18 protein-coding genes are annotated in these 21,167 nt (G+C 64.8%); 11 read left to right on the forward strand and 7 right to left on the reverse strand.

The genetic code is table 11. From position 1 onward, the window contains the following. Positions 1 to 18: 18 nt before the first annotated feature. Positions 19 to 1,137 carry a cobalamin-independent methionine synthase II family protein gene (locus QM712_RS09395; RefSeq protein WP_415022806.1) on the forward strand — a complete coding sequence of 373 codons (1,119 nt, stop codon included), beginning with the start codon at positions 19 to 21 and terminating at the stop codon, positions 1,135 to 1,137. Positions 1,138 to 1,334: 197 nt separating this feature from the next. Here the strand turns inward: QM712_RS09395 and QM712_RS09400 are convergent, their stop codons facing one another. Beyond that, complete coding sequence (locus tag QM712_RS09400) at positions 1,335 to 3,050, reverse strand: caspase family protein (protein WP_415022807.1); 1,716 nt, start codon at positions 3,048 to 3,050, stop codon at positions 1,335 to 1,337. 159 nt (positions 3,051 to 3,209) lie between these two features. Between QM712_RS09400 and QM712_RS09405 the strand changes: the two genes are divergently transcribed. From QM712_RS09405 to QM712_RS09435, 7 genes are all read left to right on the forward strand, one after another. Continuing rightward, a complete protein-coding gene (locus QM712_RS09405; protein WP_415022808.1) occupies positions 3,210 to 4,562 on the forward strand; it encodes a hypothetical protein in 1,353 nt (450 codons plus the stop codon). A 63-nt stretch (positions 4,563 to 4,625) separates the two neighbouring features. Next, positions 4,626 to 5,822 carry a methionine adenosyltransferase gene (gene metK, locus QM712_RS09410; protein ID WP_415022809.1) on the forward strand — a complete coding sequence of 399 codons (1,197 nt, stop codon included), beginning with the start codon at positions 4,626 to 4,628 and terminating at the stop codon, positions 5,820 to 5,822. A 129-nt stretch (positions 5,823 to 5,951) separates the two neighbouring features. Further along, a complete protein-coding gene (ahcY, locus tag QM712_RS09415) occupies positions 5,952 to 7,373 on the forward strand; it encodes an adenosylhomocysteinase (protein ID WP_415022810.1) in 1,422 nt (473 codons plus the stop codon). Between the two features lie 160 nt (positions 7,374 to 7,533). Beyond that, positions 7,534 to 8,994, forward strand: coding sequence for a flavin-containing monooxygenase (locus tag QM712_RS09420; RefSeq protein ID WP_415022811.1), 1,461 nt, complete (start codon positions 7,534 to 7,536; stop codon positions 8,992 to 8,994). A 141-nt stretch (positions 8,995 to 9,135) separates the two neighbouring features. Then, on the forward strand, positions 9,136 to 10,188 hold the full coding sequence (locus QM712_RS09425) for an alpha/beta fold hydrolase (protein WP_415022812.1): 1,053 nt from the start codon (positions 9,136 to 9,138) through the stop codon (positions 10,186 to 10,188). Between the two features lie 103 nt (positions 10,189 to 10,291). Continuing rightward, positions 10,292 to 10,447, forward strand: coding sequence for a hypothetical protein (locus QM712_RS09430; RefSeq protein ID WP_195803435.1), 156 nt, complete (start codon positions 10,292 to 10,294; stop codon positions 10,445 to 10,447). Between the two features lie 133 nt (positions 10,448 to 10,580). After that, on the forward strand, positions 10,581 to 11,510 hold the full coding sequence (locus tag QM712_RS09435; protein ID WP_415022813.1) for an aspartyl/asparaginyl beta-hydroxylase domain-containing protein: 930 nt from the start codon (positions 10,581 to 10,583) through the stop codon (positions 11,508 to 11,510). 81 nt (positions 11,511 to 11,591) lie between these two features. On the opposite strand, the gene QM712_RS09440 is transcribed toward QM712_RS09435, so the two are convergent. After that, positions 11,592 to 12,419, reverse strand: a complete 828-nt coding sequence (locus tag QM712_RS09440; RefSeq protein WP_415022814.1) for a molybdenum storage protein subunit alpha — start codon at positions 12,417 to 12,419, stop codon at positions 11,592 to 11,594. A 13-nt stretch (positions 12,420 to 12,432) separates the two neighbouring features. Continuing rightward, positions 12,433 to 13,245: a uridine kinase gene (locus tag QM712_RS09445; protein WP_415022815.1), complete on the reverse strand. Its 813-nt coding sequence runs from the start codon at positions 13,243 to 13,245 to the stop codon at positions 12,433 to 12,435. A 145-nt stretch (positions 13,246 to 13,390) separates the two neighbouring features. On the opposite strand from QM712_RS09445, the gene QM712_RS09450 reads away from it, so the two are divergent. Continuing rightward, a complete protein-coding gene (locus QM712_RS09450; RefSeq protein ID WP_415022816.1) occupies positions 13,391 to 13,849 on the forward strand; it encodes a YybH family protein in 459 nt (152 codons plus the stop codon). A gap of 88 nt (positions 13,850 to 13,937) precedes the next feature. Here the strand turns inward: QM712_RS09450 and QM712_RS09455 are convergent, their stop codons facing one another. The 3 genes from QM712_RS09455 to galE all read right to left on the reverse strand — a co-directional run bounded on the left by QM712_RS09455 (position 13,938) and on the right by galE (position 17,616). Next, on the reverse strand, positions 13,938 to 14,639 hold the full coding sequence (locus tag QM712_RS09455) for a fumarylacetoacetate hydrolase family protein (RefSeq protein ID WP_415022817.1): 702 nt from the start codon (positions 14,637 to 14,639) through the stop codon (positions 13,938 to 13,940). Between the two features lie 36 nt (positions 14,640 to 14,675). Further along, positions 14,676 to 16,484: an ABC transporter ATP-binding protein gene (locus QM712_RS09460; RefSeq protein ID WP_415022818.1), complete on the reverse strand. Its 1,809-nt coding sequence runs from the start codon at positions 16,482 to 16,484 to the stop codon at positions 14,676 to 14,678. Positions 16,485 to 16,602: 118 nt separating this feature from the next. Next, on the reverse strand, positions 16,603 to 17,616 hold the full coding sequence (gene galE / locus QM712_RS09465) for a UDP-glucose 4-epimerase GalE (protein ID WP_415022819.1): 1,014 nt from the start codon (positions 17,614 to 17,616) through the stop codon (positions 16,603 to 16,605). 126 nt (positions 17,617 to 17,742) lie between these two features. Here galE and QM712_RS09470 point away from each other — a divergent pair, with 126 nt between their 5' ends. Beyond that, positions 17,743 to 18,780, forward strand: a complete 1,038-nt coding sequence (locus tag QM712_RS09470; protein WP_415022820.1) for a glycosyltransferase family 4 protein — start codon at positions 17,743 to 17,745, stop codon at positions 18,778 to 18,780. Between the two features lie 164 nt (positions 18,781 to 18,944). On the opposite strand, the gene waaF is transcribed toward QM712_RS09470, so the two are convergent. Next, on the reverse strand, positions 18,945 to 20,015 hold the full coding sequence (gene waaF / locus QM712_RS09475; RefSeq protein ID WP_415022821.1) for a lipopolysaccharide heptosyltransferase II: 1,071 nt from the start codon (positions 20,013 to 20,015) through the stop codon (positions 18,945 to 18,947). 160 nt (positions 20,016 to 20,175) lie between these two features. Here waaF and rfaD point away from each other — a divergent pair, with 160 nt between their 5' ends. Further along, positions 20,176 to 21,156: an ADP-glyceromanno-heptose 6-epimerase gene (gene rfaD, locus QM712_RS09480; RefSeq protein ID WP_415022822.1), complete on the forward strand. Its 981-nt coding sequence runs from the start codon at positions 20,176 to 20,178 to the stop codon at positions 21,154 to 21,156. Positions 21,157 to 21,167 lie beyond the last annotated feature (11 nt).

The following is a 21,167-nucleotide window of genomic DNA, read 5'->3' on the forward strand; positions in this document are numbered from 1 at the left end:
CTCCCGGGAGTCAGAAAAATGCAGCCAGCCAAAGCCCCCTTCCGCGCCGACGAGGTCGGCAGCCTTCTGCGTCCCGCCAAGATCAAGGAAGCCCGCGCCAAGCTCGAGAAGGGCGAGATCTCGGCCGACGATCTGCGCAAGATCGAGGACATGGAGATCGAGAAGGTCGTGCACAAGCAGGCCTCCGTCGGCCTGAAGCTTGCGACCGACGGCGAATTCCGCCGTTCGTGGTGGCATTTCGACTTCCTGGCCAAGCTGACCGGCTGCGAACTGTTCCATCCCGACGCCGGCATCCAGTTCACGGGCGTGCAGACCCGTCACGACGCGGTGCGCGTGATCGGCAAGCTCGACTTCCCCGACGACCATCCGATGCTCGACCACTTCCGCTTCCTGAAGAAGTGTACCGATCAGGCCCATGTCACCGCCAAGATGACGATCCCGTCGCCGGCCGTGCTGCACTTCCGCGGCGGCCGCAAATCGATCTCCAAGGACGTCTATCCCGATCTCGAGACGTTCTACGAGGATCTCGGCAAGACCTATCGCAAGGCCGTGAAGGCGTTCTACGACGCAGGTTGCCGCTATCTGCAGTTCGACGACACGGTGTGGGCTTATCTCTGCTCGCCGGAGGAATTGCAGAAGGCGCGCGAGCGCGGTGACAATCCGGACAATCTCCAGCAGATCTACGCGCGCGTCATCAATTACGCGCTGGCAGAGAAGCCCGCCGACATGGTGGTGACGACGCATGTCTGCCGCGGCAATTTCCGCTCGACCTGGATCTCTTCGGGTGGTTACGAGCCGGTTGCGGAGACGATGCTCGCCGCTACGAACTACGACGGTTATTTCCTCGAATACGACAGCGACCGCGCGGGTGGTTTCGAGCCGCTGCGGTTCCTGCCCAAGGGCAACAAGGTCGTCGTGGTCGGCGTCATCACCTCGAAGTTCGGCGAGCTCGAGAAAAAGGACGACATCAAGCGCCGTCTCGAAGAGGCCGCCAAGTTCGTACCGCTTGACCAGCTCGCTCTCTCCCCGCAATGCGGCTTTGCCTCGACCGAAGAGGGCAACATCCTCTCCGAGGAAGAGCAGTGGGCCAAGCTGAGCCTCGCGGTGGAGATCGCCAAGGAAGTTTGGGGCAGCTAGCTCCACGCATTCCCCAGCGTGTGAGGCTGCAAGACCTCGCCGATTTCGGTGTCGTCCCGGCGCAGGCCGGGACCCATGCGCCGTGGACTGATTGCTGCGCGAGCCTGCGAGCGGTCAGTCCGTCAAGCCACTCGCTGCTGTGATGGGTCCCGGCCTTCGCCGGGACGACCCCAAAATGTGGGGAGGCGGCGTGCCTCTCACTTCTCCGCCAGATAGACCTCGCCCAGCAGCGACGAGTTCGACCAGGGCACCTGCTTGTTTTTCGTAGCCGAGACCACTTCCGCTCGCACCCGCGTCAACATCTGCTGCACCTCGAGGCCCGGCGTGCCGAGGTGGCGGGACAGCGCGGCGGAGAACGGCGAGTTCGCGCCTTCGCCATCGAGGGCGACCTGGCCCGGGGCCGTCGCGAATGCGATCAGGGTGCCGGCACCCAGCGTTGCGCCGACGCCGAGACTTGTCGGCGCGGCGAGACCCGAAGCTCCATCGATGCCGCGATTTGTGCCGCTGGCCGCGGCCTGATGTGCCATCGGATTGTTGCGGCACGCATCGAAGATCAGGATGTTGGTGCGGATCTGGTCGTCGAGGCCGGACATGATCGTGTCCATGTCGATCATCGCCTCCGTCATGCTCGCGCCCGGCTTGAGCTCGACGTCGACGGGAATGAGATAGTTGCGGCCGTCGACCTGCACGCCGTGGCCGGCATAATACACCACGGCCACCTGCGCCCTCGCTGCCTGGCGCAGGAAGTCGCGCGTTACTTTCTGCATCGCCGCGCGGTCGAGATCGACACCTTCCGACACGATGAAGCCGATGTCGCGCAGACTCTTCGCGACGGCGCGCGCATCGTTCGGCGGGTTGGGCAGCGGCTTGACGTGCGCATAGGCGCCGTTGCCGATGATCAGCGCCATGCGTTTGCCAAGCGCAGTCGGCGCGGGCGAGGTGGCTGGCGCCGCGCCCGTCTGCTGAGTGGCAGGTGCCGCCGGCTGCGTCGTCGGTGACGGGGCATCGCGCGGGATTGGCACGGCTATGTCCGTCACCAGTGACAGCCTCACTCTCGCGGTGGCCTGGTTCGCCTTGCTGCCGGCATCGGAGGCCGCGATCGCCAGCGTCGCCCTGTAATCGTCGCCGGCATGCGCATAGTCGCCCTTCGCCTCATAGGCCAGCGCGCGATGGACATAGCCGGAGATCAGTACGTTGTTCGGCGGCGTCATGATGTTCGCGGGCGTCTTCTCCCTGGCGAGCCGGATCGCCTCGCTGCCGTCGGCGATCGCGCGATCGAGATCGCCCCTGGCGCGCCAGATCGCGGTGCGGTTGATCAAGGGCTGCGGCAGTGTCGGATCGAGCCGGATCGCCTGGTTGATGTCGGCCAGCGCGCCGTCGAGATCGCCGGTCGCCTCCTTGGCGATGCCGCGGTTCTGCAACGAGAACGCCGATTTCGGCTCCAGCCTGATCGCGGCATCGTAGTCCGCGATCGCTTTGGCGTAATCGCCCTTGCCGCGCCAGGCGTTGCCGCGATTGTGTAAGATGATGCCGCTCGGCGGTCCGAGCTTCAGCGCATCGTCGAAATCGGCGATCGCAATGTCGTACTCGCCCTTGTCGTAATAGGCCGATCCCCTGAGATTGTAGACCGCCTGGCTCGGCTGGAGCCGGATCGCTTCGGTGGTGTCCGCGATGACCTTCGGATAGTCGCCCTTCTTGTTCCAGCCGACGGCGCGCCAGAAGTAGATCGTCGCGAGCTGACCGCCCTGAAATGCCTTCAGCGCGATGATCTTGTTGCAGGCCTCGATCATCTGGTCCGCCGGTGTGGTGTCGGTGGTGCAGAGTGCCCCCAGCTGGTTGCGGGCCTGTGTGAAGGCTGGCGCCGGCCAAAGGGTCGAGGCAAGCAGGCAGAACGCGACGAGCAGGCGGCGCATGGGGGGTGGTCCCGATGAGGAGGCGCTTGTTTGTTGCCGGCGGGAGCATCGGGGTTCACGGCTTTGTCGGTAGGTGAGTAACGTCAGGGGGTATTCCCTTGGTGGGCAGATTTTGCTAGGACACTGAGCCCAACGCGTCTGCCCACTCACATCCCCACGATGAAGAACGACGAAATCCTGAGCCAGATCACCGAGTTCTGCCGCAAGGCGGACATGGCGGAATCGACCTTTGGCCGCCGCGCGGTGAACGATGGGAAGCTCGTGCATCGCCTGCGCGAGGGCAAGCGCATCACCATCGATACGCTGGAGCGGATCCAGGCCTACATGGCCGCATCAACAGGCGGCCTGCCGCCGCCGCGGGGACTCCAGGTGCCCCCGGAAAGGCGCGATCCGCGCGGCAATTTCCGTTTCTTCGAGAACCGGCAGAAATACCTGCTGTTCGTCCACACCTGCAGCGAAAAGCGGGTGGTCGCGGACAGGGTTGCGCTGGAGCTCGCGACCATTCATCCGCGCCCGCCGGCGCTGCGGATCTTCGACGCGGGCGTCGGCGACGGCACGGTGCTGGCGCGGGTACTGCGCGCCACGCACCAGCGTTACCCGCACATGCCGTTCTATGTCGCCGGCAAGGAGCTCAGCCTCGAGGATCTGCGCCTTACGCTGGACAAGGTGCCGGATCGCATTTTCGAGCATCCCGCGTCGGTCTTCGTCTTCACCAACATGTTCTACGCGGAGGCGCCCTGGCTCACCCCGGCATCGCCGGCGGCGGCCGCCGCCACCGTCTGGCATGAAGTTCCGCTGCGGGGCGCTTCGTCGGGCGAGTTCGAGACGCAGATCGCCGAATTGAAGCCGTTCCTGGAGCAGAACTGGCGCGCCGCGATCAGCCCACGCACGGCCATGCCCCTGTACGAGCGGCCGGTCGTCCTCGTTCTCTACCGCGAGGATCACAGGTTTCTGCTGGATTCGACCATTCCGCGGCCGGGCCAGACCGAGGCCAATTTCGACCTCGTCATCGCCTCACAGCCTTATCGCGCCCTGTCCTCGGTCAATTTCCGGGCAAAACGGATCATCGCGCCCCTGGCGCGGGCGCTTCGGCCCGGAGGACGCCTGATCGGTATTCACTCCCATGGGCAGGATCCCGGCATGGAAATGATCCAGGCGATCTGGCCAGGAGAAAATCCTTTCTCGGTGAGCCGTCATGAGCTATTGCGCGCCGTTAAGTACGAACTCGGATCGTTGGGCCGCGACCTTAATTTTAATGCATATGCGGATAACCGTTCGATCTTCAGGTATGATATGGAAGCGCTGCCCAACGAGGTGACCGGGACCATCGGAACCTCGACGGCCTTTGCAGCGTGGAATGCGGCGGTGTACGTCGCTCAGATTGAGGACGACCGATTGACGGAAATGGCTCAGAACGGCCGCACTCTCGATGCCGCCAGGGACGTGCTGCGAAAATACAACGGGCTCTGGTTCTACGACGAATCCTACGTCATCTCGCGACGGCGTGATTGACATAATCCAACGGTAAACATCGCAAACGAGCCGCCAAATAGAGGCGGAACAAGGGGTTACTTGATGCGCGCGTCCTATCTCTTCACCAGCGAGTCCGTGTCCGAGGGTCATCCGGACAAGGTGTGCGACCGGATCTCCGATGAAATCGTGGATCTGTTCTACCGCGAGGGGCCGAAAGCCGGCATCGATCCCTGGGCGATCCGCGCAGCCTGCGAGACGCTTGCCACCACCAACAAGGTGGTGATCGCGGGCGAGACCCGCGGTCCTGCGTCCGTCACCAACGAGCAGATCGAAAGTGTCGTCCGCAACGCGATCAAGGACATCGGCTACGAGCAGGCCGGCTTCCACTGGAAGACCTGCGACATCGAGATCCTCCTGCATCCGCAGTCGGCCGACATCGCGCAGGGCGTCGATGCGCTTCAGCCGGGCGAGGTCAAGGAAGAGGGCGCGGGCGACCAGGGCATCATGTTCGGTTACGCCACCAACGAGACGCCCGACCTGATGCCGGCGCCGATCTTCTACGCCCACAAGATCCTGCGTCTGATCTCCGAAGCCCGCCACTCCGGCAAGGAGAAGGTGCTCGGTCCGGACTCCAAGAGCCAGGTCACCGTGCAGTACGAGAACGGCAAGCCGGTCGGCGTGCGCGAGATCGTTGTCTCGCACCAGCATCTGGTCGAGGACATCTCGTCCAAGCAGATCCGCGACATCGTCGAGCCCTATGTGCGCGAGGCGCTGCCGAAGGACTGGATCACGCCGAAGACCATCTGGCACATCAACCCGACCGGCAAGTTCTTCATCGGTGGTCCCGATGGTGACTCCGGCCTGACCGGCCGCAAGATCATCGTCGACACCTATGGTGGCGCGGCCCCGCATGGCGGCGGTGCGTTCTCCGGCAAGGATCCCACCAAGGTCGACCGCTCGGCGGCTTACGCTGCGCGTTACGTCGCGAAGAACATCGTCGCGGCCGGTCTCGCCGACCGCTGCACGCTGCAGCTCGCCTACGCCATCGGCGTGGCGCGTCCCCTGTCGATCTACATCGACACCCACGGCACCGGTAAGGTGCCGGAGGACCAGCTCGAGAAGGCGGCCGCCAAGGCGATGGATCTCACGCCGCGCGGCATCCGCACCCATCTCGACCTCAACCGTCCGATCTACGCGCGCACCTCGGCCTACGGCCATTTCGGCCGCACGCCGGACAACGAGGGCGGCTTCTCCTGGGAGAAGACCGACCTCGTCGAGCCGCTCAAGCGCGCGCTCTGATTTCGTGCGTCATCCCGGGTTCGCTCGCGGAAGCGGGCGATCCCGGGATCCCCATTCATCACATCGAGATTCCGGGTTCGCCTCCCGAAGACGCCCCGGAATGACCAGTTCAACAACAGGACACTCGCAATGAACGCGAAGCCCGGCTTCACCGATTACATCGTCAAGGACATTTCGCTCGCCGATTTCGGCCGCAAGGAACTCTCGCTGGCCGAGACCGAGATGCCCGGCCTGATGGCCACCCGCGAAGAGTTTGGCCCGAAGCAGCCGCTGAAGGGCGCGCGCATCGCCGGCTCGCTGCACATGACGATCCAGACCGGCGTTCTGATCGAGACGCTGGCGGCGCTCGGCGCCGACATCCGCTGGGTCTCCTGCAACATCTATTCGACCCAGGACCACGCCGCGGCGGCGATCGCAGCCGCCGGCATTCCGGTGTTCGCCGTGAAGGGTGAGACGCTGAGCGAATATTGGGACTACACCGCCAAGCTGTTCGATTGGCACGGCGGCGGTCACCCGAACATGATCCTTGACGACGGCGGCGACGCCACCATGTACGTCCATCTCGGCCTGCGCGCCGAAAACGGCGACACCGCGTTCCTGGACAAGCCGGGCTCGGAAGAAGAGGAAGTCTTCTTCGCGTTGCTGAAGAAGCAGCTCAAGGAAAAGCCGAAGGGCTACTTCGCCGGGATCGCCAACAGCATCAAGGGCGTTTCCGAGGAGACCACCACGGGTGTGCATCGTCTCTATGACATGCAAAAGGCCGGCACGCTGCTGTGGCCCGCCATCAACGTCAACGACAGCGTCACCAAGTCGAAGTTCGACAACCTCTATGGCTGCCGCGAATCGCTGGTCGACGGCATCCGCCGCGGCACCGACGTGATGATGTCGGGCAAGGTCGCGATGGTCGCCGGCTTCGGCGACGTCGGCAAGGGTTCGGCGGCCTCGCTGCGCCAGGCCGGTTGCCGCGTGCTGGTCTCCGAAATCGATCCGATCTGCGCGCTGCAGGCCGCGATGGAAGGCTACGAGGTCGTGACCATGGAAGACGCCGCGCCCCGCGCCGACATCTTCGTCACCGCGACCGGCAACAAGGACATCATCACCATCGAGCACATGCGCGCGATGAAGGATCGCGCCATCGTCTGCAACATCGGCCACTTCGACAACGAGATCCAGATTGCGGGTCTGCGTAACCTGAAGTGGACCAACATCAAGCCGCAGGTCGACGAGATCGAATTCCCCGACAAGCACCGCATCATCATGCTGTCGGAAGGCCGCCTCGTGAACCTCGGCAACGCGATGGGCCATCCGTCCTTCGTGATGTCGGCCTCGTTCACCAACCAGACGCTGGCGCAGATCGAGCTGTTCGCCAACAACAAGGACGGCAAGTACAAGAAGGAAGTGTACGTGCTGCCCAAGAGCCTCGACGAGAAGGTGGCCCGTCTGCATCTCGCCAAGATCGGCGTGAAGCTCACCGAGCTGCGCAAGGACCAGGCCGACTACATCGGCGTGAAGCAGGAAGGTCCCTACAAGGCGGACCATTACCGCTACTGATCCCCGAAGCCGAGAGATCATCGACGCAAGGCCCCGGAGCGATCCGGGGCCTTGTTGTTTCGGCACGTGGAATTCGACGCGCTTTGCCGTCGTCGCGCGGCTGTTTGCTGATTGACGGCTGGCAGCGACGGGCCGACAATCGCGAGCGGCGGAGGAAACCATGCAACAAGAACATTTCGACGTGCTGATCGTCGGTGCCGGCCTGTCCGGCATCGGCGCGGGCTATCATCTCCAGACCAAATGTCCCGGCAAGAGCTACGTCATCCTGGAAGGCCGCGACTGCATCGGCGGCACCTGGGACCTGTTTCGCTATCCTGGCATCCGCTCCGACAGCGACATGTTCACGCTCGGCTATTCCTTCAAGCCGTGGACCGATCCGAAGGCGATCGCCGACGGGGCGCAGATCCTGAACTATGTGCGCCAGACGGCGACAGAGAACGGCATCGAGAAGAACATCCGCTTCCGGCATCGCGTCAAGCGCGCAGCGTGGTCGACGCCGGAGGCGCGCTGGACCGTCGAAGCCGAGCGCATCACGGGCGAGGGCGCGACCGAGATCGTACGCTTCACCTGCAATTTCCTGTTCATGTGCTCGGGCTACTACAAGTACGAAGCCGGCTATACGCCCGAGTTCAAGGGCACGGCCGATTTCGCCGGCCGCATCGTGCATCCGCAGAAATGGACCGAGGACATCGACTATACGGGCAAGCGCGTCGTCGTGATCGGCTCCGGGGCAACCGCGGTGACGCTGGTGCCGGAGCTGGCCAAGAAGGCGGCGCAGGTCACCATGCTCCAGCGTTCGCCGACCTATGTGGTGTCGCGCCCCGCGCAGGATCCCGTCGCGAACAAGCTGCGCCGCAATTTGCCGACACGGCTGGCCTATCACCTGATCCGCTGGCGCAACGTGATGTGGGGGATGTTCTTCTTCCAGCTCAGCCGGCGCCGGCCCGCGAAGGTGAAGGATCTGGTCCTGAAGGGCGTGCGGATGGCGCTCGGTCCCGACTACGATATCGCGACCCACTTCACCCCGCGCTACAATCCCTGGGACCAGCGGCTGTGCCTCGTGCCTGACGGCGATCTGTTCAAGGCGATCCGCGAAAAGCGCGCCACCGTCGTCACGAGCGAGATCGACACGTTCACGCGCGACGGCCTTCGCCTGAAGGATGGCAGCGAACTTGCGGCCGACATCATCGTGACGGCGACCGGGCTGGTGCTCCAGGTCGTCGGGGGTCTCGAGGTCAGCGTGGACGGGCGCGCCGTCGATTTCGCCAATACGCTGACTTACAAGGGGATGATGTATGCCGACGTGCCGAACATGGCATCGGCGTTCGGCTACACCAACGCCTCGTGGACGCTGAAATGCGATCTCACCTGCGAATATGTCTGCCGGCTCATCAACTATATGGACCGGCACAATTTCCGCCAATGCGTGCCTCATAACGACGATCGGACGATCACCCAGCAGCCCTCGCTCGATTTCAGTTCCGGCTACGTGCAGCGTTCGGTCGCGAAAATGCCCAAGCAGGGTTCGAAGCGGCCGTGGCGGCTTCATCAGAATTACGCGCTGGACATCGTCTCCCTGCGTTTCGGCCGCGTTGACGACGGTGTGATGCGGTATTCCTGACCACCCACTGAGGCGGCCGCAATCGCTGAATTGTGATCCGATGACGCTGTGAAAGTGAGGCATCCAATCGCGTGCTTTGCTGCTCGGTGCCTTCCGGCCGATCGTGCGGCAGCGCGCTGGCTTTCAATCCATGAGATCACGATGTCGCAAGAAATCGATCACGACCGCCGCCGCTTCCTCGGCTCTGCCGTTCTCGGCGTTGCCGCGGCTCCTCTTGTCCTGGGAAGTCCCGCATTCGCCCAGAGCGGTGCGAGACCGGCGACCGGCCTGCCTGCGATCAAGCCGGGTGCGACTGTGTCGTTCGCTCCGCTCAAGCAGATCGACGCCGGTGTTCTCAATGTCGGCTATGCCGAGGCTGGTTCTGCCGATGCGCCCGTGGTGATCCTGCTGCATGGCTGGCCGTATGACATCCACAGCTTCGCGGATGTCACGCCCGCGCTGGCACAGGCCGGCTACCGCGTCATCGTTCCGCATCTGCGCGGCTACGGCACCACGCGCTTCCTGTCGGAGGCGACGATGCGCAATGGCGAGCCCGCCGCGCTGGCCGCCGATATCGTCGCGCTGATGGACGCGCTCGGGATCAAGCAGGCGACGCTTGCCGGCTATGATTGGGGCGCGCGCACCGCCAATATCGTCGCGGCGCTCTGGCCTGAGCGCGTCAAGGCCATGGTCTCGGTCAGCGGCTACCTGATCTCCAGCCAGGCGGCAGGCAAGATGCCGCTGCCGCCGAGCGCCGAGCTGCAATGGTGGTATCAGTTCTACTTCGCCACCGAGCGGGGCCGCGAAGGCTACGCCAGAAACCGGCACGATTTCGCGAAGCTGATCTGGAGGCTCGCTTCGCCGAAATGGGCGTTCGACGACGCAACCTACGACCGCAGTGCGGCATCGCTCGACAATCCCGATCACGTGGACGTCTCCATCCACAATTATCGCTGGCGGCTCGGCCTCGCGGAGGGCGAAGCGAAATATGCCGCGTTCGAGCAGCGGCTGGCGGGCTTGCCCGTGATCACGGTTCCGACCATCACCATGGAAGGCGACGCCAACGGCGCTCCGCATCCGGAACCGGCGGCCTATGCCGGCAAGTTTTCCGGCAAGTACGAGCACCGGACGGTGGCCGGTGGCATCGGGCACAACCTGCCCCAGGAAGCCCCGCAGGCCTTTGCCCAGGCCGTCGTCGATATCGCCGGAAGCTGAGCCCGACGCCGGATCAGCCGGGCGCCAGAACGGTTAACGCGGGATTAACCGGTGCATCCTAGCCTGTCCGGGCCGGGTAACCCGCAAGGCCGAGGTGAGCCCAATGGAAGCCCAGAAGATTGCGGTCGACGCCGTGGTTGCGCTGACCGATTGTGACCGCGACGCCGTCATCGCCTTCATCCGAAGGTTGTACTTGGCCGGCGTCAGGGATCCCAAGCGCCTGACCTTCAAAGGCCTCCAGGCCCTGTCGCGGGCCTGATTCGGCAGCCCGCACGCGGGTTCCATTTCCAGCCTCTCCCCAGCGTGTGATGTCACCCTGCCGGTGACGATCTTGCCGCACGGGCCCGCTCGGGTTACACGACACCCCGGCTGGGTCACTGGGGATCGGGGATATGCTGAAACAGCTTTTTGCGCCGCAACTTGTCATTCTCTACGTGCTGGCGGCATCGACGATTTACGTTCACTTCCGCGGCAAGCAGCGATTGCGCTTCGCGCGCCAGCTCGGCGATCACTCGACCTATCTCGCCCCTTACAACGTGCTTATGTATGCGGGCTCGGCCGTGCCGAACAAGCCGGTGATCGCGGTCGAGCAGTTTCCCGAACTCAAGCCGCTCAGCGAGAACTGGGAAACCATCCGCGACGAAGCGGTTCGCCTGTTCGACGAAGGCTTCATCCGCGCCGCCGCCAAGAACAACGACTGGGGCTTCTACTCGTTCTTCAAGAGCGGCTGGAAGCGATTTTACCTGAAGTGGTATGACGACTTCCTGCCGTCGGCGCGTACGCTGTGCCCGAAGACGGTGGAATTGCTCAACTCGATCCCCAACGTCCACGGCGCGATGTTCGCGATGCTGCCGCCGGGCGGCAAGCTCGGAGCGCATCGCGATCCCTTCGCTGGTTCGCTGCGCTACCACCTCGGCCTCGTCACGCCGAACTCGAACAAGTGCCGTATCCTGGTCGACGGCGTCGAATGCGTCTGGCGCGACGGCGAGGCCTTCATGTTCGACGAGACCTTCATCCACAGCGCCGAGAACGCGACCGATGTCAACCGCATCATCCTGTTCTGCGACGTCGAGCGTCCGATGAAGTACGGCTTCATGACCGCGATGAATCGCTGGGTCAGCCATCACATCGTCAAGGCGTCGGCGACGCAGAACGTCGACGGCGAGAGTGTCGGCGCGCTCAACAAGGTGTTCGGCAAGCTCTACGAGATCCATCTCGGCAGCCGCAAGGTCAAGGAGTGGAACCGCAACGTCTACTACACGCTGAAGTACTCGGTGACGGCGCTGGTTCTTGGCCTCATCGTGTTTTCGGCCTTGAAGTGATCGACGCTCGCCGCGCGGCCTGAATCAAAAAGCCCCGGAGCGATCTCCGGGGCTTTTTCCTTGGGGATGCGCTGCCTGCGATCACACCGGCTTGGCGCCGGTGTGAATGATCGATCCCACGTGATGTCCACGCAGCGCCGCACCGATCCGGCCGGGCACAAGACCATTCACCACCTGCACGCGCGCGATGTGCCGTGCGTTGGCCATCACGTCGATCAGCGCTGGATCGAACGGCAGCGTGCCCTTGAGCTTCGCGAGCTCGGTGAAGCTGGTCTCCTTCAAGAGCTCCGCCTTCTTGCCGTCGGCGCCATTCGGATCCGTGGTGTAGACGCCATCGACGTCCTCCACGATGGTGAGACCCGCAGCCCCGAGCGCGTCCGCGAGCAGGAAGGCGCCGGTGTCGGCCCGGTGCAGCGGGATGCGCGAGGTCGGGAACTCATGATGGTGGTACGGCGGGAAGGCGCTGCCGACGACCGCACGAGCCGCGCTGAGGTGGATGGCGAGTTGGCTCGCGATGGTGGGGTGCTCGATGTAGGAGACGCCCTCCGGCGCCAGCAGGCTCGCGAGGATATGACCGTTCTGACCGGCCTCGCTGGCGGCAAGCGGTGCGAGCGAGCCGACCGGCAGTCCGAGGTCGAGGCCAACGCTGTAGAGGTGACGGGCGCGGATGCCGGCGCCGGTCAGAATGAGCAGCCGATGCTCCGGCAGGAGCGATCGCAACTCGTCGACGAGCGGAAGGATCGCTTCGTGACCGCGATCCATGATGCGGCCGCCGATCTTCACCACCTGCACCCAGGGCAGGAGCTTGATCGGGCGATTGCCCGCGACGGGGCGGGTGAGATCACCATCGAGGAGCGTCTGGCGCGCGAGCGGCGAGGCGACGTGCTTGATCTGGTTGATGACAGTCATGACGGTGCCCCCCTCAGTTCGCGGTGATGATGGTGCCGACATGCTCGCCCGCGAGCGCGCGGGTGAGATTGCCGGCCACGAGGCCGTTGACGATCTGCACCTCGCGGACGTGGCGCGCGGCGGCGAGGAGATCGAGCACCGGGAATTCGAGAATGGAATCCTGAAGACCCTTGGCCTTCATCTCCGCCACCGAGATCTTCGGGATGAAAGTGGCATTCTTCGACGTCTTCGGGTTCGCGGTGTAGAGACCGTTCTCGTCCTTCACATAGACCATCGCCTTGCAGCCGAACTGTTCGGCCACGAGGAAGCAGCCGGCGTCGGTCCGGTAGGGCGGGATCACGCCCTCCGCAGCTTGTCGCATCCACAGGCTGTAGGGCGGCATGCCGCTGAAGATCACGGCATTCACCTCGGCGAGGAACAGCGGCACGGACGAGAGCCCGGCGCTGCTGACGGCGGAGATGCCGTGCCGGGCCAACAATTGTCCCAGCATCGCGGCGTTCTGGTCGGCGACCGAGGCGCCGAGCTGCGAGAGCACGCCGGCCGGCAGGCGCAGGCCGGCCGCGATCGAATACAAGTGCCGCGCGCGGGTGCCGGCACCGGTCCCGATCAGCAGCTTGTGGGTCTTGCGTGCGGCGACGATCTCGTCGACCAGCGGATGGACCGCGGCGCGGCCGCGATCGATCACGCTCTGGCCGCCGATCTTGATGACGGTGGCATCCGGCAGGATGCGGAAGTCGGAAGCTGCCTCCGCAGCGGCGAGAAGCTGCGGATCGGTGAGTGAGCGCTGCATGAGCAGCCCCTCGAGTTCAGTGATCGTCGCTGACATCAGAGACATCCTTTCGTTTCCAATGCATTCTCTCGGGGGACCCTCCGGTCCTGACCGATGTCGATACGCGGTCTCGGAGTTGCCGAACGCCCGGGTCCATGGCAACAACCTCGCCGCGATCGTGTAGCCGAACATGGAGCAGGCAATGGCCCCCTTGCCGACCGCAAACGCGGAGATAGCACAGTTCTTCCGTGCATGGCTGGAAACCTTCGCGGGGTACGTCCGCGAGGTCGACTACGCCTCGGCACGACCGCTCTTTCATCCCGATGTGCTCGCTTTCGGCACGCACAACGATGTCATCCCCGGCGTCGATCAGTGGGTCTCGACGCAGTGGAATAGCGTCTGGCCGAGGACGACGGACTTCCGTTTCGTTCTCGACCAGACCTCGATCCTCGCATCCGCCGACGGCACGATGGCGACGGTGATCGCGCCGTGGACGAGCACGGGCTACCATCCCGACGGCAGCACGTTTCCGCGGCCCGGCCGCGCCACGATGGTGTTCGCTGCGAATGCGGATGGCTGGCTGTGCGTGCATTCGCATATGTCGCTCAACCGCGGTGTGCCGCAGGCCAGCCACGCCAACCGCCCGGTCAAGGCGTGGTAGAGCAGGGGCATCCGAGACTACGCGACCTCAAATGCAAAAAAGCCCCGGACGATGTCCGGGGCCCTTTGATCTGAAGTGACCGTGCCGTTTATTCCGGCTGGCCGATCGACACTTTCAGCGTGCCGACGCCATCGACGCCGCATTCGAGCTTGTCGCCGGGCTGGAGCTGCGACACGCCGGCTGGCGTGCCCGTCATGATGATGTCGCCGGCTGCGAGCTTCACCTGCTGCGAGAGTTGCCAGATGATCTCCGGAACGTTCCAGATCATCTCGTTGAGATCGCCCTTCTGCGCTTCCTTGCCGTTGACCGTCAGCCAGATCTTGCCCGTCGAGGGGTGACCGATCTTCGACGCCGGCTGCACCGCGGAGGCAGGCGCGGAGCCGTCGAACGACTTGCCGACCTCCCAGGGGCGCTCCTTCTTGCGCGAGGCGATCTGGAGATCGCGGCGCGTCAGGTCGATGCCGACGGCATAGCCGTAGACGTGGTCGAGTGCCTTCTCGGCCGGAATGTTGAGGCCGCCGCTCTTCAGCACGACGATCAGTTCGACCTCGTGGTGCAGGTCCTTGGTCAGCGGCGGATAGGGAATGGTCGCGCCATCGGGCACCAGCATGTCGGCATGCTTGGCGAAGAAGAAGGGCGGGGCGCGCTCGTCATTGCCCATCTCGCGGATGTGCTCGAGGTAATTGCGGCCGACGCACCAGATGCGGCGGACCGGATAGCGGCCGCTCTCACCGACGACGGGAAGCGAAGCCTGGGGCGGAAGCGGGATGACGTAGGAGGCGGCGTTCATGAAGCGGTCTCGCTGCTCTTTGGGGTGAAACGAATGCTAGGCGGTTGCACTGATCGGCGCCAGCCCCAAGGGACCGGTGTCGTGATGTTGAAGACGGAAGAACGAGGCGTAGCGGCCCGAGCGGCGGAGCAACTCGTCGTGCCGGCCCTGTTCGACGATCTCGCCGCCTTCGACGACCAGGATCGCATCGGCGTGCATGATGGTGTGCAGGCGGTGCGCGATCACGATGGTGGTCCGGTTCTGGCAGAGATGCTCGATCGCCTCCTGCACCTGCCGCTCGGACTCCGAGTCGAGCGCCGCGGTGGCCTCGTCCAGCAGGATGATCGGCGCGTTCTTGATCAGCGCGCGCGCCACCGCGATGCGCTGGCGCTGGCCGCCGGACAACTGCGTGCCGTGCTCGCCGACCGGCGTATCGTAGCCGAGCGGGAAGCCCATGATGAAATCATGCGCGCAGGCCGCTTTCGCCGCCTCGGTGATCTCGTTCTCGGTCGCACCCGGCCGGCCGAAAGCGATGTTGTTGCGGATGGTGTCGCGGAACAGATAGACGTCCTGGCCGACATAGGCGGTCTGGGACCGCAGCGATTTCCGCGACACCGAGCCGATCGACTGGCCGTCGATCACGATGTCGCCCTGCGTCACCTCGTAGAAGCGCAGCAGCAGCGCCAGCACGGTCGACTTGCCGCCGCCGGAGGGGCCGACCAGCGCGGTGACCTTGCCGGGTTCGGCAACGATGCTCATCCGGTTGAGGACGGTCTCGCCGGTGCGATAGGAGAAGCTGACATCGCGCAACTCGATGCGCGCATCGGACAGCTTCAGCGCCGGCTTGTCGTCGTCGGAATGCTCGCTCGCGGGGCTGTCGACCACTTCAAGCAGCATGCGTGCGCCGACCAGCTGGCTGTTCAGGTCGATGTTGAGCCGTGCCAGCCGCTTGGCAGGCTCGGTCGCCATCAGGAAGGCGGTCATGAAGGAGAAGAACGCACCCGGTGTCGCATTGAGCGCGACCACGCTGTAGCCGCCATAGAGCAGGCAGCCGGCGACCGCGAAGCCGCCGAGCATTTCCATCAGCGGGTTGGAGCGGTTGGCGACGCGGGCCATCTTGTTGGCGTTGCGCTCGACGATCGCGATGTTCTCGTCGATCCGGCTCTGCATGGTGTCTTCGAGCGTGAACGCCTTGACGGTGCGGATGCCCTGCAGCGATTCCTGCATCGTCTCCAGGATGTCGGCGGTGCCGGTGAACTGGTTGTAGGCGAGGCCCTTGATGCGCTTGACCAGCTTGCGCAGCACCAGCATCGCCGGCGGCACCGCGACGAGGCCGATGAGCGACATCAGCGGGTCCTGCCACACCATCACGCCGATCATGGCGAGCAGCATCAGGAGATCGCGCCCGATGGCGTTGACGAGCATGTTGAGGACGTCGGTGATCGACTTGGCGCCGGCGGTCAGCCGCGCCAGGAACTCCGACGAATGCCGCTCGGAGAAGAAGCCGACGCTCTCGCGCATCAGCTTGGCGAAGAGCTGGCGCTGGTTGGTGGCGAGGATGGCGTTCGAGATCTTGGTCAGGATCACCATGTGGCCGTAGGTCGCCACGCCCTTGATGAACAGCAGGATCACCGTGATGCCCGAGAACATCGCGATGCCCGGAATGTTCTTGTCGACATAGGCCTGGTTGATGACCTGGCCGAGGACGTAGGTCGCGCCTGCGGTGGCGCCCGCGGCGAGCGCCATCAGCGTGAAGGCGACGATGTAGCGCCGCCAGTAGGTGACCCCCTGTTCCATGACCAGGCGGCGAATCAGGATCGCTGCCGCATAGGGATCGTCGGTGATTTTCTTTGGAAACTGGGCCATCCGTAGTCCATTGACGGCACAGGGAAAAGCCTGCCCGCGCGTCAGGGATCGAATGGCCTCTGTGCCCGCTAAAGCGGGGCTTTTCAAGCCCAATTAAGGGCTTGCGCCTGGATGGAATCTAGGCCGAGACGGCGTGGCGGAGTTCGCCATGGCGCTCGCGGAACAGCTTGTCCTCCCACGCCAGGGCGTGCGCGGCGATGGTCTCGAGGTCGTCGTATTGCGGCTGCCAGTCGAGCAGGCTGCGGATGCGGCTGGTGTCGGCGACCATGGTCATGATGTCGCCGGGCCGGCGCGGCGCGTATTGCACGGCGAAGCTGCGCCCGGAAACCCGGCGCACCGCGTCGATGGTCTCCAGCACCGAATAGCCGCGGCCATAGCCGCAATTCAGCGTGGTGGAGGCGCCGCCGCGGCGCAGATAGGCCAGCGCGGAGCGATGCGCCTGCGAGAGGTCCGTGACATGGATGAAATCGCGGATGCAGCTTCCATCCTGCGTCGGATAGTCGGTGCCGAACACGTCGATCTTGGCGCGCTGGCCGGTCGCGGCCTCGACCGCGATCTTCAGCAGATGCGTGGCACCGATCGTGGCGAGCCCGATGCGCGCATGCGGGTCGGCACCGGCGACGTTGAAATAGCGCAGGGTCACGTACTGCATGCCGTAGGCGGTGGCGACGTCGTGCAGCATGATCTCGGTCATCAGCTTCGACGAGCCGTAGGGCGACAGCGGCCGCGTCGGCGCGTGCTCGGGCACCGGCACCTGGTCCGGATTGCCGTACACGGCGGCGGTCGAGGAGAAGATGAAGCGGTTGATGCCGCGCTTGACCGCGACGTTGAGCAGGTTGCGCGCGGTCGTGAAATTGTTGCGATAGTAGCCGAGCGGATCGCGCATCGAATCCGGCACCACGACGGAGCCCGCGAAATGGATGATGCTCTCGATGTTGTGCTGGGCGATCACGCCTTCGATCAGATTCTCGTCGCCGGCATCACCGATGAACAGCGGCACGCCTTCGGGCAGATAGGCGGAGAATCCGGTGGAGAGATCGTCGACCACGACGACGTCCTCGCCGGCTTCCGCCAGCGCCAGAACCGTGTGACTCCCGATATAGCCGGCGCCGCCGGTGACTAGCACAGTCATTGATCTCACCCGTCTTCGATCAACCCCGATGCTAACGTTTGCGCGGTGAAGAGGGGGTTTCGGAACGGCTGAACTGGTCACTATGCTTAATGTTGCGTATAGGAGCCTTGCGAAACGGAGCGTGGCGTGGCGAATTTCCCCGGCGATCTCGAAGTGATCGTGCCAAATCTGCACAGGCGCTATTCCGGGGTCACCGCGACCAACCGGATGGTAGCGCCGCGGCTGGCGCGGCTGTTTCGTGCCGCCTGGTTCGGCTCCGACGCGCCGGAGGGCATCACACGGCTCGAGGTCGGCGATCTCCTGAAACTCTGGCGCCGCAGGACGCTGCTGCTCTGGCATGCGCGCCGCAACAACGAGATGATCGTGGGCGTCGCCCTGCGCGCGTTCGGCTGGCCGCTCAAGCTCGTGTTCACCTCGGCGGCGCAGCGGCATCACAGCTGGATCACGCGCTGGCTGATCCGGCGCATGGACGCGATCATCGCAACCTCCGACGTCTCTGCTTCATTCCTGAAGGTGAAGGCGACCGTGATCCCGCATGGCGTCGACACCGACGTCTACGCGCCGCCGCAAGACCGCGCCGCGGCCTTCGCGGAAGCCGCGCTGCCGGGCCGCTACGCCATCGGCTGTTTCGGCCGCGTGCGCGCGCAGAAGGGCACCGATGTCTTCGTCGACGCGATGTGCCGATTGTTGCCGCGCTACCCGGATTTCACCGCCGTCATCGTCGGTCAGGTCACGCCGGAGCAGACTGTCTTTGCGAACGATCTGAAGAAGCGCATCGAGGCCGCCGGCCTGCAATCGCGTATCGTCATCACCGGCGAACTGCCGATCGAAGCGGTGCAGCGCTGGTACCAGCGGCTGACGATCTACGCCTTCACCTCGCGCAACGAAGGCTTCGGCCTGACGCTGATCGAGGCGATGGCGGCCGGGAGCGCGCTCGTCGCCGCGCGGGCCGGCGCGGCTGAACTCGTCGTCGAGGATGGCGTGAGCGGCGTGCTGATCCCGACAGGCGATGCCGACGCGCTGGCCACAGCGCTGGAGCCGCTGATGCGCGACGTGGCTGCGGCCACCGCGATGGGCGAGCGCGGACGGGCGCGGGTGCTTGCGACGTTCAGCCTCGATGCGGAAGCGGCGCGGATCGGGGACGTTTATCGGACCGTGCTCTGAGCCGGCGGGCCGGGCCACAACAAAAATCTCGAAAACGACCCCATGCACAGTAGCCGGACGTCGCCGGCGGGCGTCGGTGCACGGTGCCGGGGCTCAGCGAAACATTTTGACACGTCGGGCAAAACACCAGCACGATGTCATCATCGGCACGGGCCTCGAATGCTTCAGGTCGAAGCGGACGCCCCGGCCTCGCCCAGCACCCGCTGCGCGATCGCTGCCACCTCGGACGCCGAGATGTCGCGCATGCAGCGGTGGTCGTTCATCCGGCAGATCGTGCTCTGGCAGGGCTGGCAGGACAGAATGCTCTTGTCCTGCACCACGGTGGCGGCGAGGCCGTTGAGGGGAGCCCAGAGATAGGGGCTGGTCGGGCCGAAGATGCCCATGGTGGGCGTGCCCAGCGCGGCGGCGATGTGCATCAGGCCCGAATCGTTGGAGATGGCGACGCCGGCCGCGGCCATTGCCAGCACGCCGTTGCGCAAATCGTTGCCGGTGAGGTCCCGCACCTTCGGGCCGCCGGCCGCGACGATCTCCTGCGCCAGTCCTTTTTCCGCGGGGCCGCCGACCACCCAGACCTCGAGCCCGCGCTCGACGAGGAGCCGTGCGGCCTCGGGATAGGCGGTCCAGCGCTTGGAGACGCCGACCGAGCCGGGGGCGAGGGCCACGGCGGCTCCGGCGCCCAGGCCGTTGGCCTCTCGCCAGCGCGCGATCTCTTCGGCGGGGACGCGCAGTTGCGGCACCGGCCATTCCGGGGGCAAGGGAGCGCCGTCCGCCTGGGCAAGCGCCGCGTTCTTGTCGATGAAGCGAGGCAGCTTCTTCTCGCCCCAGCGCCAATGGTTGATCAGGCCGAACCGGAACTCACCGACGAATCCGACCCGTTCGGGGATGCCGGCGAGCGCCGGCGCAATCGCGGCCTTCCAGGTCCGGGGCAGCACCAGCGCGGTGCCGTAGTTCCGTTCGCGCAGGAGCTTCGCCAGGCCGAACTGGCGGGCCACGGCGAGCCGGCTGCGCGGCAGGTTCCAGACGATGCCCTCGCGGACGCCGGGCATGTAGTCGACCAGCGGGGCGCAGAGCGAGGTGGTCAGGAGATCGACCGGCCGGTTCGGCCAGCGCTCCCTAAGCACGCGCACGACCGTGTGATTCCGCACGAAATCACCGATCCACATGTAGGGGATGATCAGGATCGGGCGGGTGTCGCTCCGGTCCTCACTTCCGCTAAATTGCGAATCTTGGTTCATTCGTTAATATAACCAGAGCGTCACTGAATGTGGCGGTTCGGTTAGCCGCTCCGGGCCGGCAGGTAAAGCCGGGAGAGGCCCGGTCCCCGAAACCGCTTACACTTTGACGGATCATGCGCTACGGCAAGGCCGGGCCGCAAAACTCAGGCAGGGAAGTGGAATGTTGCTGGTGACCGGCGGAGCCGGTTTTATCGGATCGAACGTCGTCGCCGCGCTGAACGAGGCCGGCCGCAGCGACGTCGTGGTTTGCGATCTGCTCGGCACCGACGGCAAGTGGCGCAACCTCGCCAAGCGGCAGCTTGTGGATATCGTCCCCCCGGCCGAACTGCTCGGCTGGTTGCAGGGCCGCGAGCTCGACGCCGTGATCCATCTCGGAGCGATCTCCGAGACCACCGCGACCGACGGCGACCTCGTCATCGAGACCAATTTCCGCCTGTCGATGCGCCTTCTCGACTGGTGCACGGCCAACGCCGTCCCGTTCATCTACGCCTCGTCGGCGGCGACGTATGGCGACGGTGCCGCAGGCTTCGACGACGACGCCTCGCTTGCGGCCCTGAAGCAGTTGCGGCCGATGAACCTCTACGGCTGGAGCAAGCACCTGTTCGATCTCGCGGTGGCCGAGCGCGTCACGCGCGGCGACCGATTGCCGCCGCAATGGGCGGGCCTCAAATTCTTCAACGTGTTCGGCCCGAACGAGTACCACAAGGGCGCGATGATGAGCGTGCTGGCGCGACGCTTCGACGACGTCAAGGTGGGCCGCGTCGTGCAATTGTTCAAGTCGCATCGCGCGGGCATCGCCGACGGCGATCAGCGCCGTGATTTCATCTATGTCGACGACGTGGTGCGGGTCGTCATGTGGCTCCTGGCGACGCCTTCGGTGTCCGGCCTGTTCAACGTCGGGACCGGCAATGCGCGCAGCTTCAAGGACCTGATGCTCGCGGCCTATGCCGCGCTCGGCACCAGACCCAACATCGAATATGTCGACATGCCCGAGAGCATCCGCAACAGCTACCAGTACTTCACCCAGAGCGCTGTCGATCGTCTGCACCGGGCCGGCTACAATGGCGGCTTCACGACGCTCGAAGACGCCGTGAAGGCCTATGTCGGCGAATATCTCGACCGGTCCGACCGCTTCCGCTGAGGCCCACCACC

This window comes from Bradyrhizobium sp., from assembly GCF_047605465.1.
Taxonomy (GTDB): domain Bacteria; phylum Pseudomonadota; class Alphaproteobacteria; order Rhizobiales; family Xanthobacteraceae; genus Bradyrhizobium.

Coding starts and splice junctions, on each gene's coding strand:
- QM712_RS09395 (WP_415022806.1), top strand. CDS start 19: ATGCAGCCAGCCAAAGCCCCCTTCCGCGCCGACGAGGTCGGCAGCCTT.
- QM712_RS09400 (WP_415022807.1), bottom strand. CDS start 3,050: ATGCGCCGCCTGCTCGTCGCGTTCTGCCTGCTTGCCTCGACCCTTTGG.
- QM712_RS09405 (WP_415022808.1), top strand. CDS start 3,210: ATGAAGAACGACGAAATCCTGAGCCAGATCACCGAGTTCTGCCGCAAG.
- metK (WP_415022809.1), top strand. CDS start 4,626: ATGCGCGCGTCCTATCTCTTCACCAGCGAGTCCGTGTCCGAGGGTCAT.
- ahcY (WP_415022810.1), top strand. CDS start 5,952: ATGAACGCGAAGCCCGGCTTCACCGATTACATCGTCAAGGACATTTCG.
- QM712_RS09420 (WP_415022811.1), top strand. CDS start 7,534: ATGCAACAAGAACATTTCGACGTGCTGATCGTCGGTGCCGGCCTGTCC.
- QM712_RS09425 (WP_415022812.1), top strand. CDS start 9,136: ATGTCGCAAGAAATCGATCACGACCGCCGCCGCTTCCTCGGCTCTGCC.
- QM712_RS09430 (WP_195803435.1), top strand. CDS start 10,292: ATGGAAGCCCAGAAGATTGCGGTCGACGCCGTGGTTGCGCTGACCGAT.
- QM712_RS09435 (WP_415022813.1), top strand. CDS start 10,581: ATGCTGAAACAGCTTTTTGCGCCGCAACTTGTCATTCTCTACGTGCTG.
- QM712_RS09440 (WP_415022814.1), bottom strand. CDS start 12,419: ATGACTGTCATCAACCAGATCAAGCACGTCGCCTCGCCGCTCGCGCGC.
- QM712_RS09445 (WP_415022815.1), bottom strand. CDS start 13,245: ATGTCAGCGACGATCACTGAACTCGAGGGGCTGCTCATGCAGCGCTCA.
- QM712_RS09450 (WP_415022816.1), top strand. CDS start 13,391: ATGGCCCCCTTGCCGACCGCAAACGCGGAGATAGCACAGTTCTTCCGT.
- QM712_RS09455 (WP_415022817.1), bottom strand. CDS start 14,639: ATGAACGCCGCCTCCTACGTCATCCCGCTTCCGCCCCAGGCTTCGCTT.
- QM712_RS09460 (WP_415022818.1), bottom strand. CDS start 16,484: ATGGCCCAGTTTCCAAAGAAAATCACCGACGATCCCTATGCGGCAGCG.
- galE (WP_415022819.1), bottom strand. CDS start 17,616: ATGACTGTGCTAGTCACCGGCGGCGCCGGCTATATCGGGAGTCACACG.
- waaF (WP_415022821.1), bottom strand. CDS start 20,015: ATGAACCAAGATTCGCAATTTAGCGGAAGTGAGGACCGGAGCGACACC.
- rfaD (WP_415022822.1), top strand. CDS start 20,176: ATGTTGCTGGTGACCGGCGGAGCCGGTTTTATCGGATCGAACGTCGTC.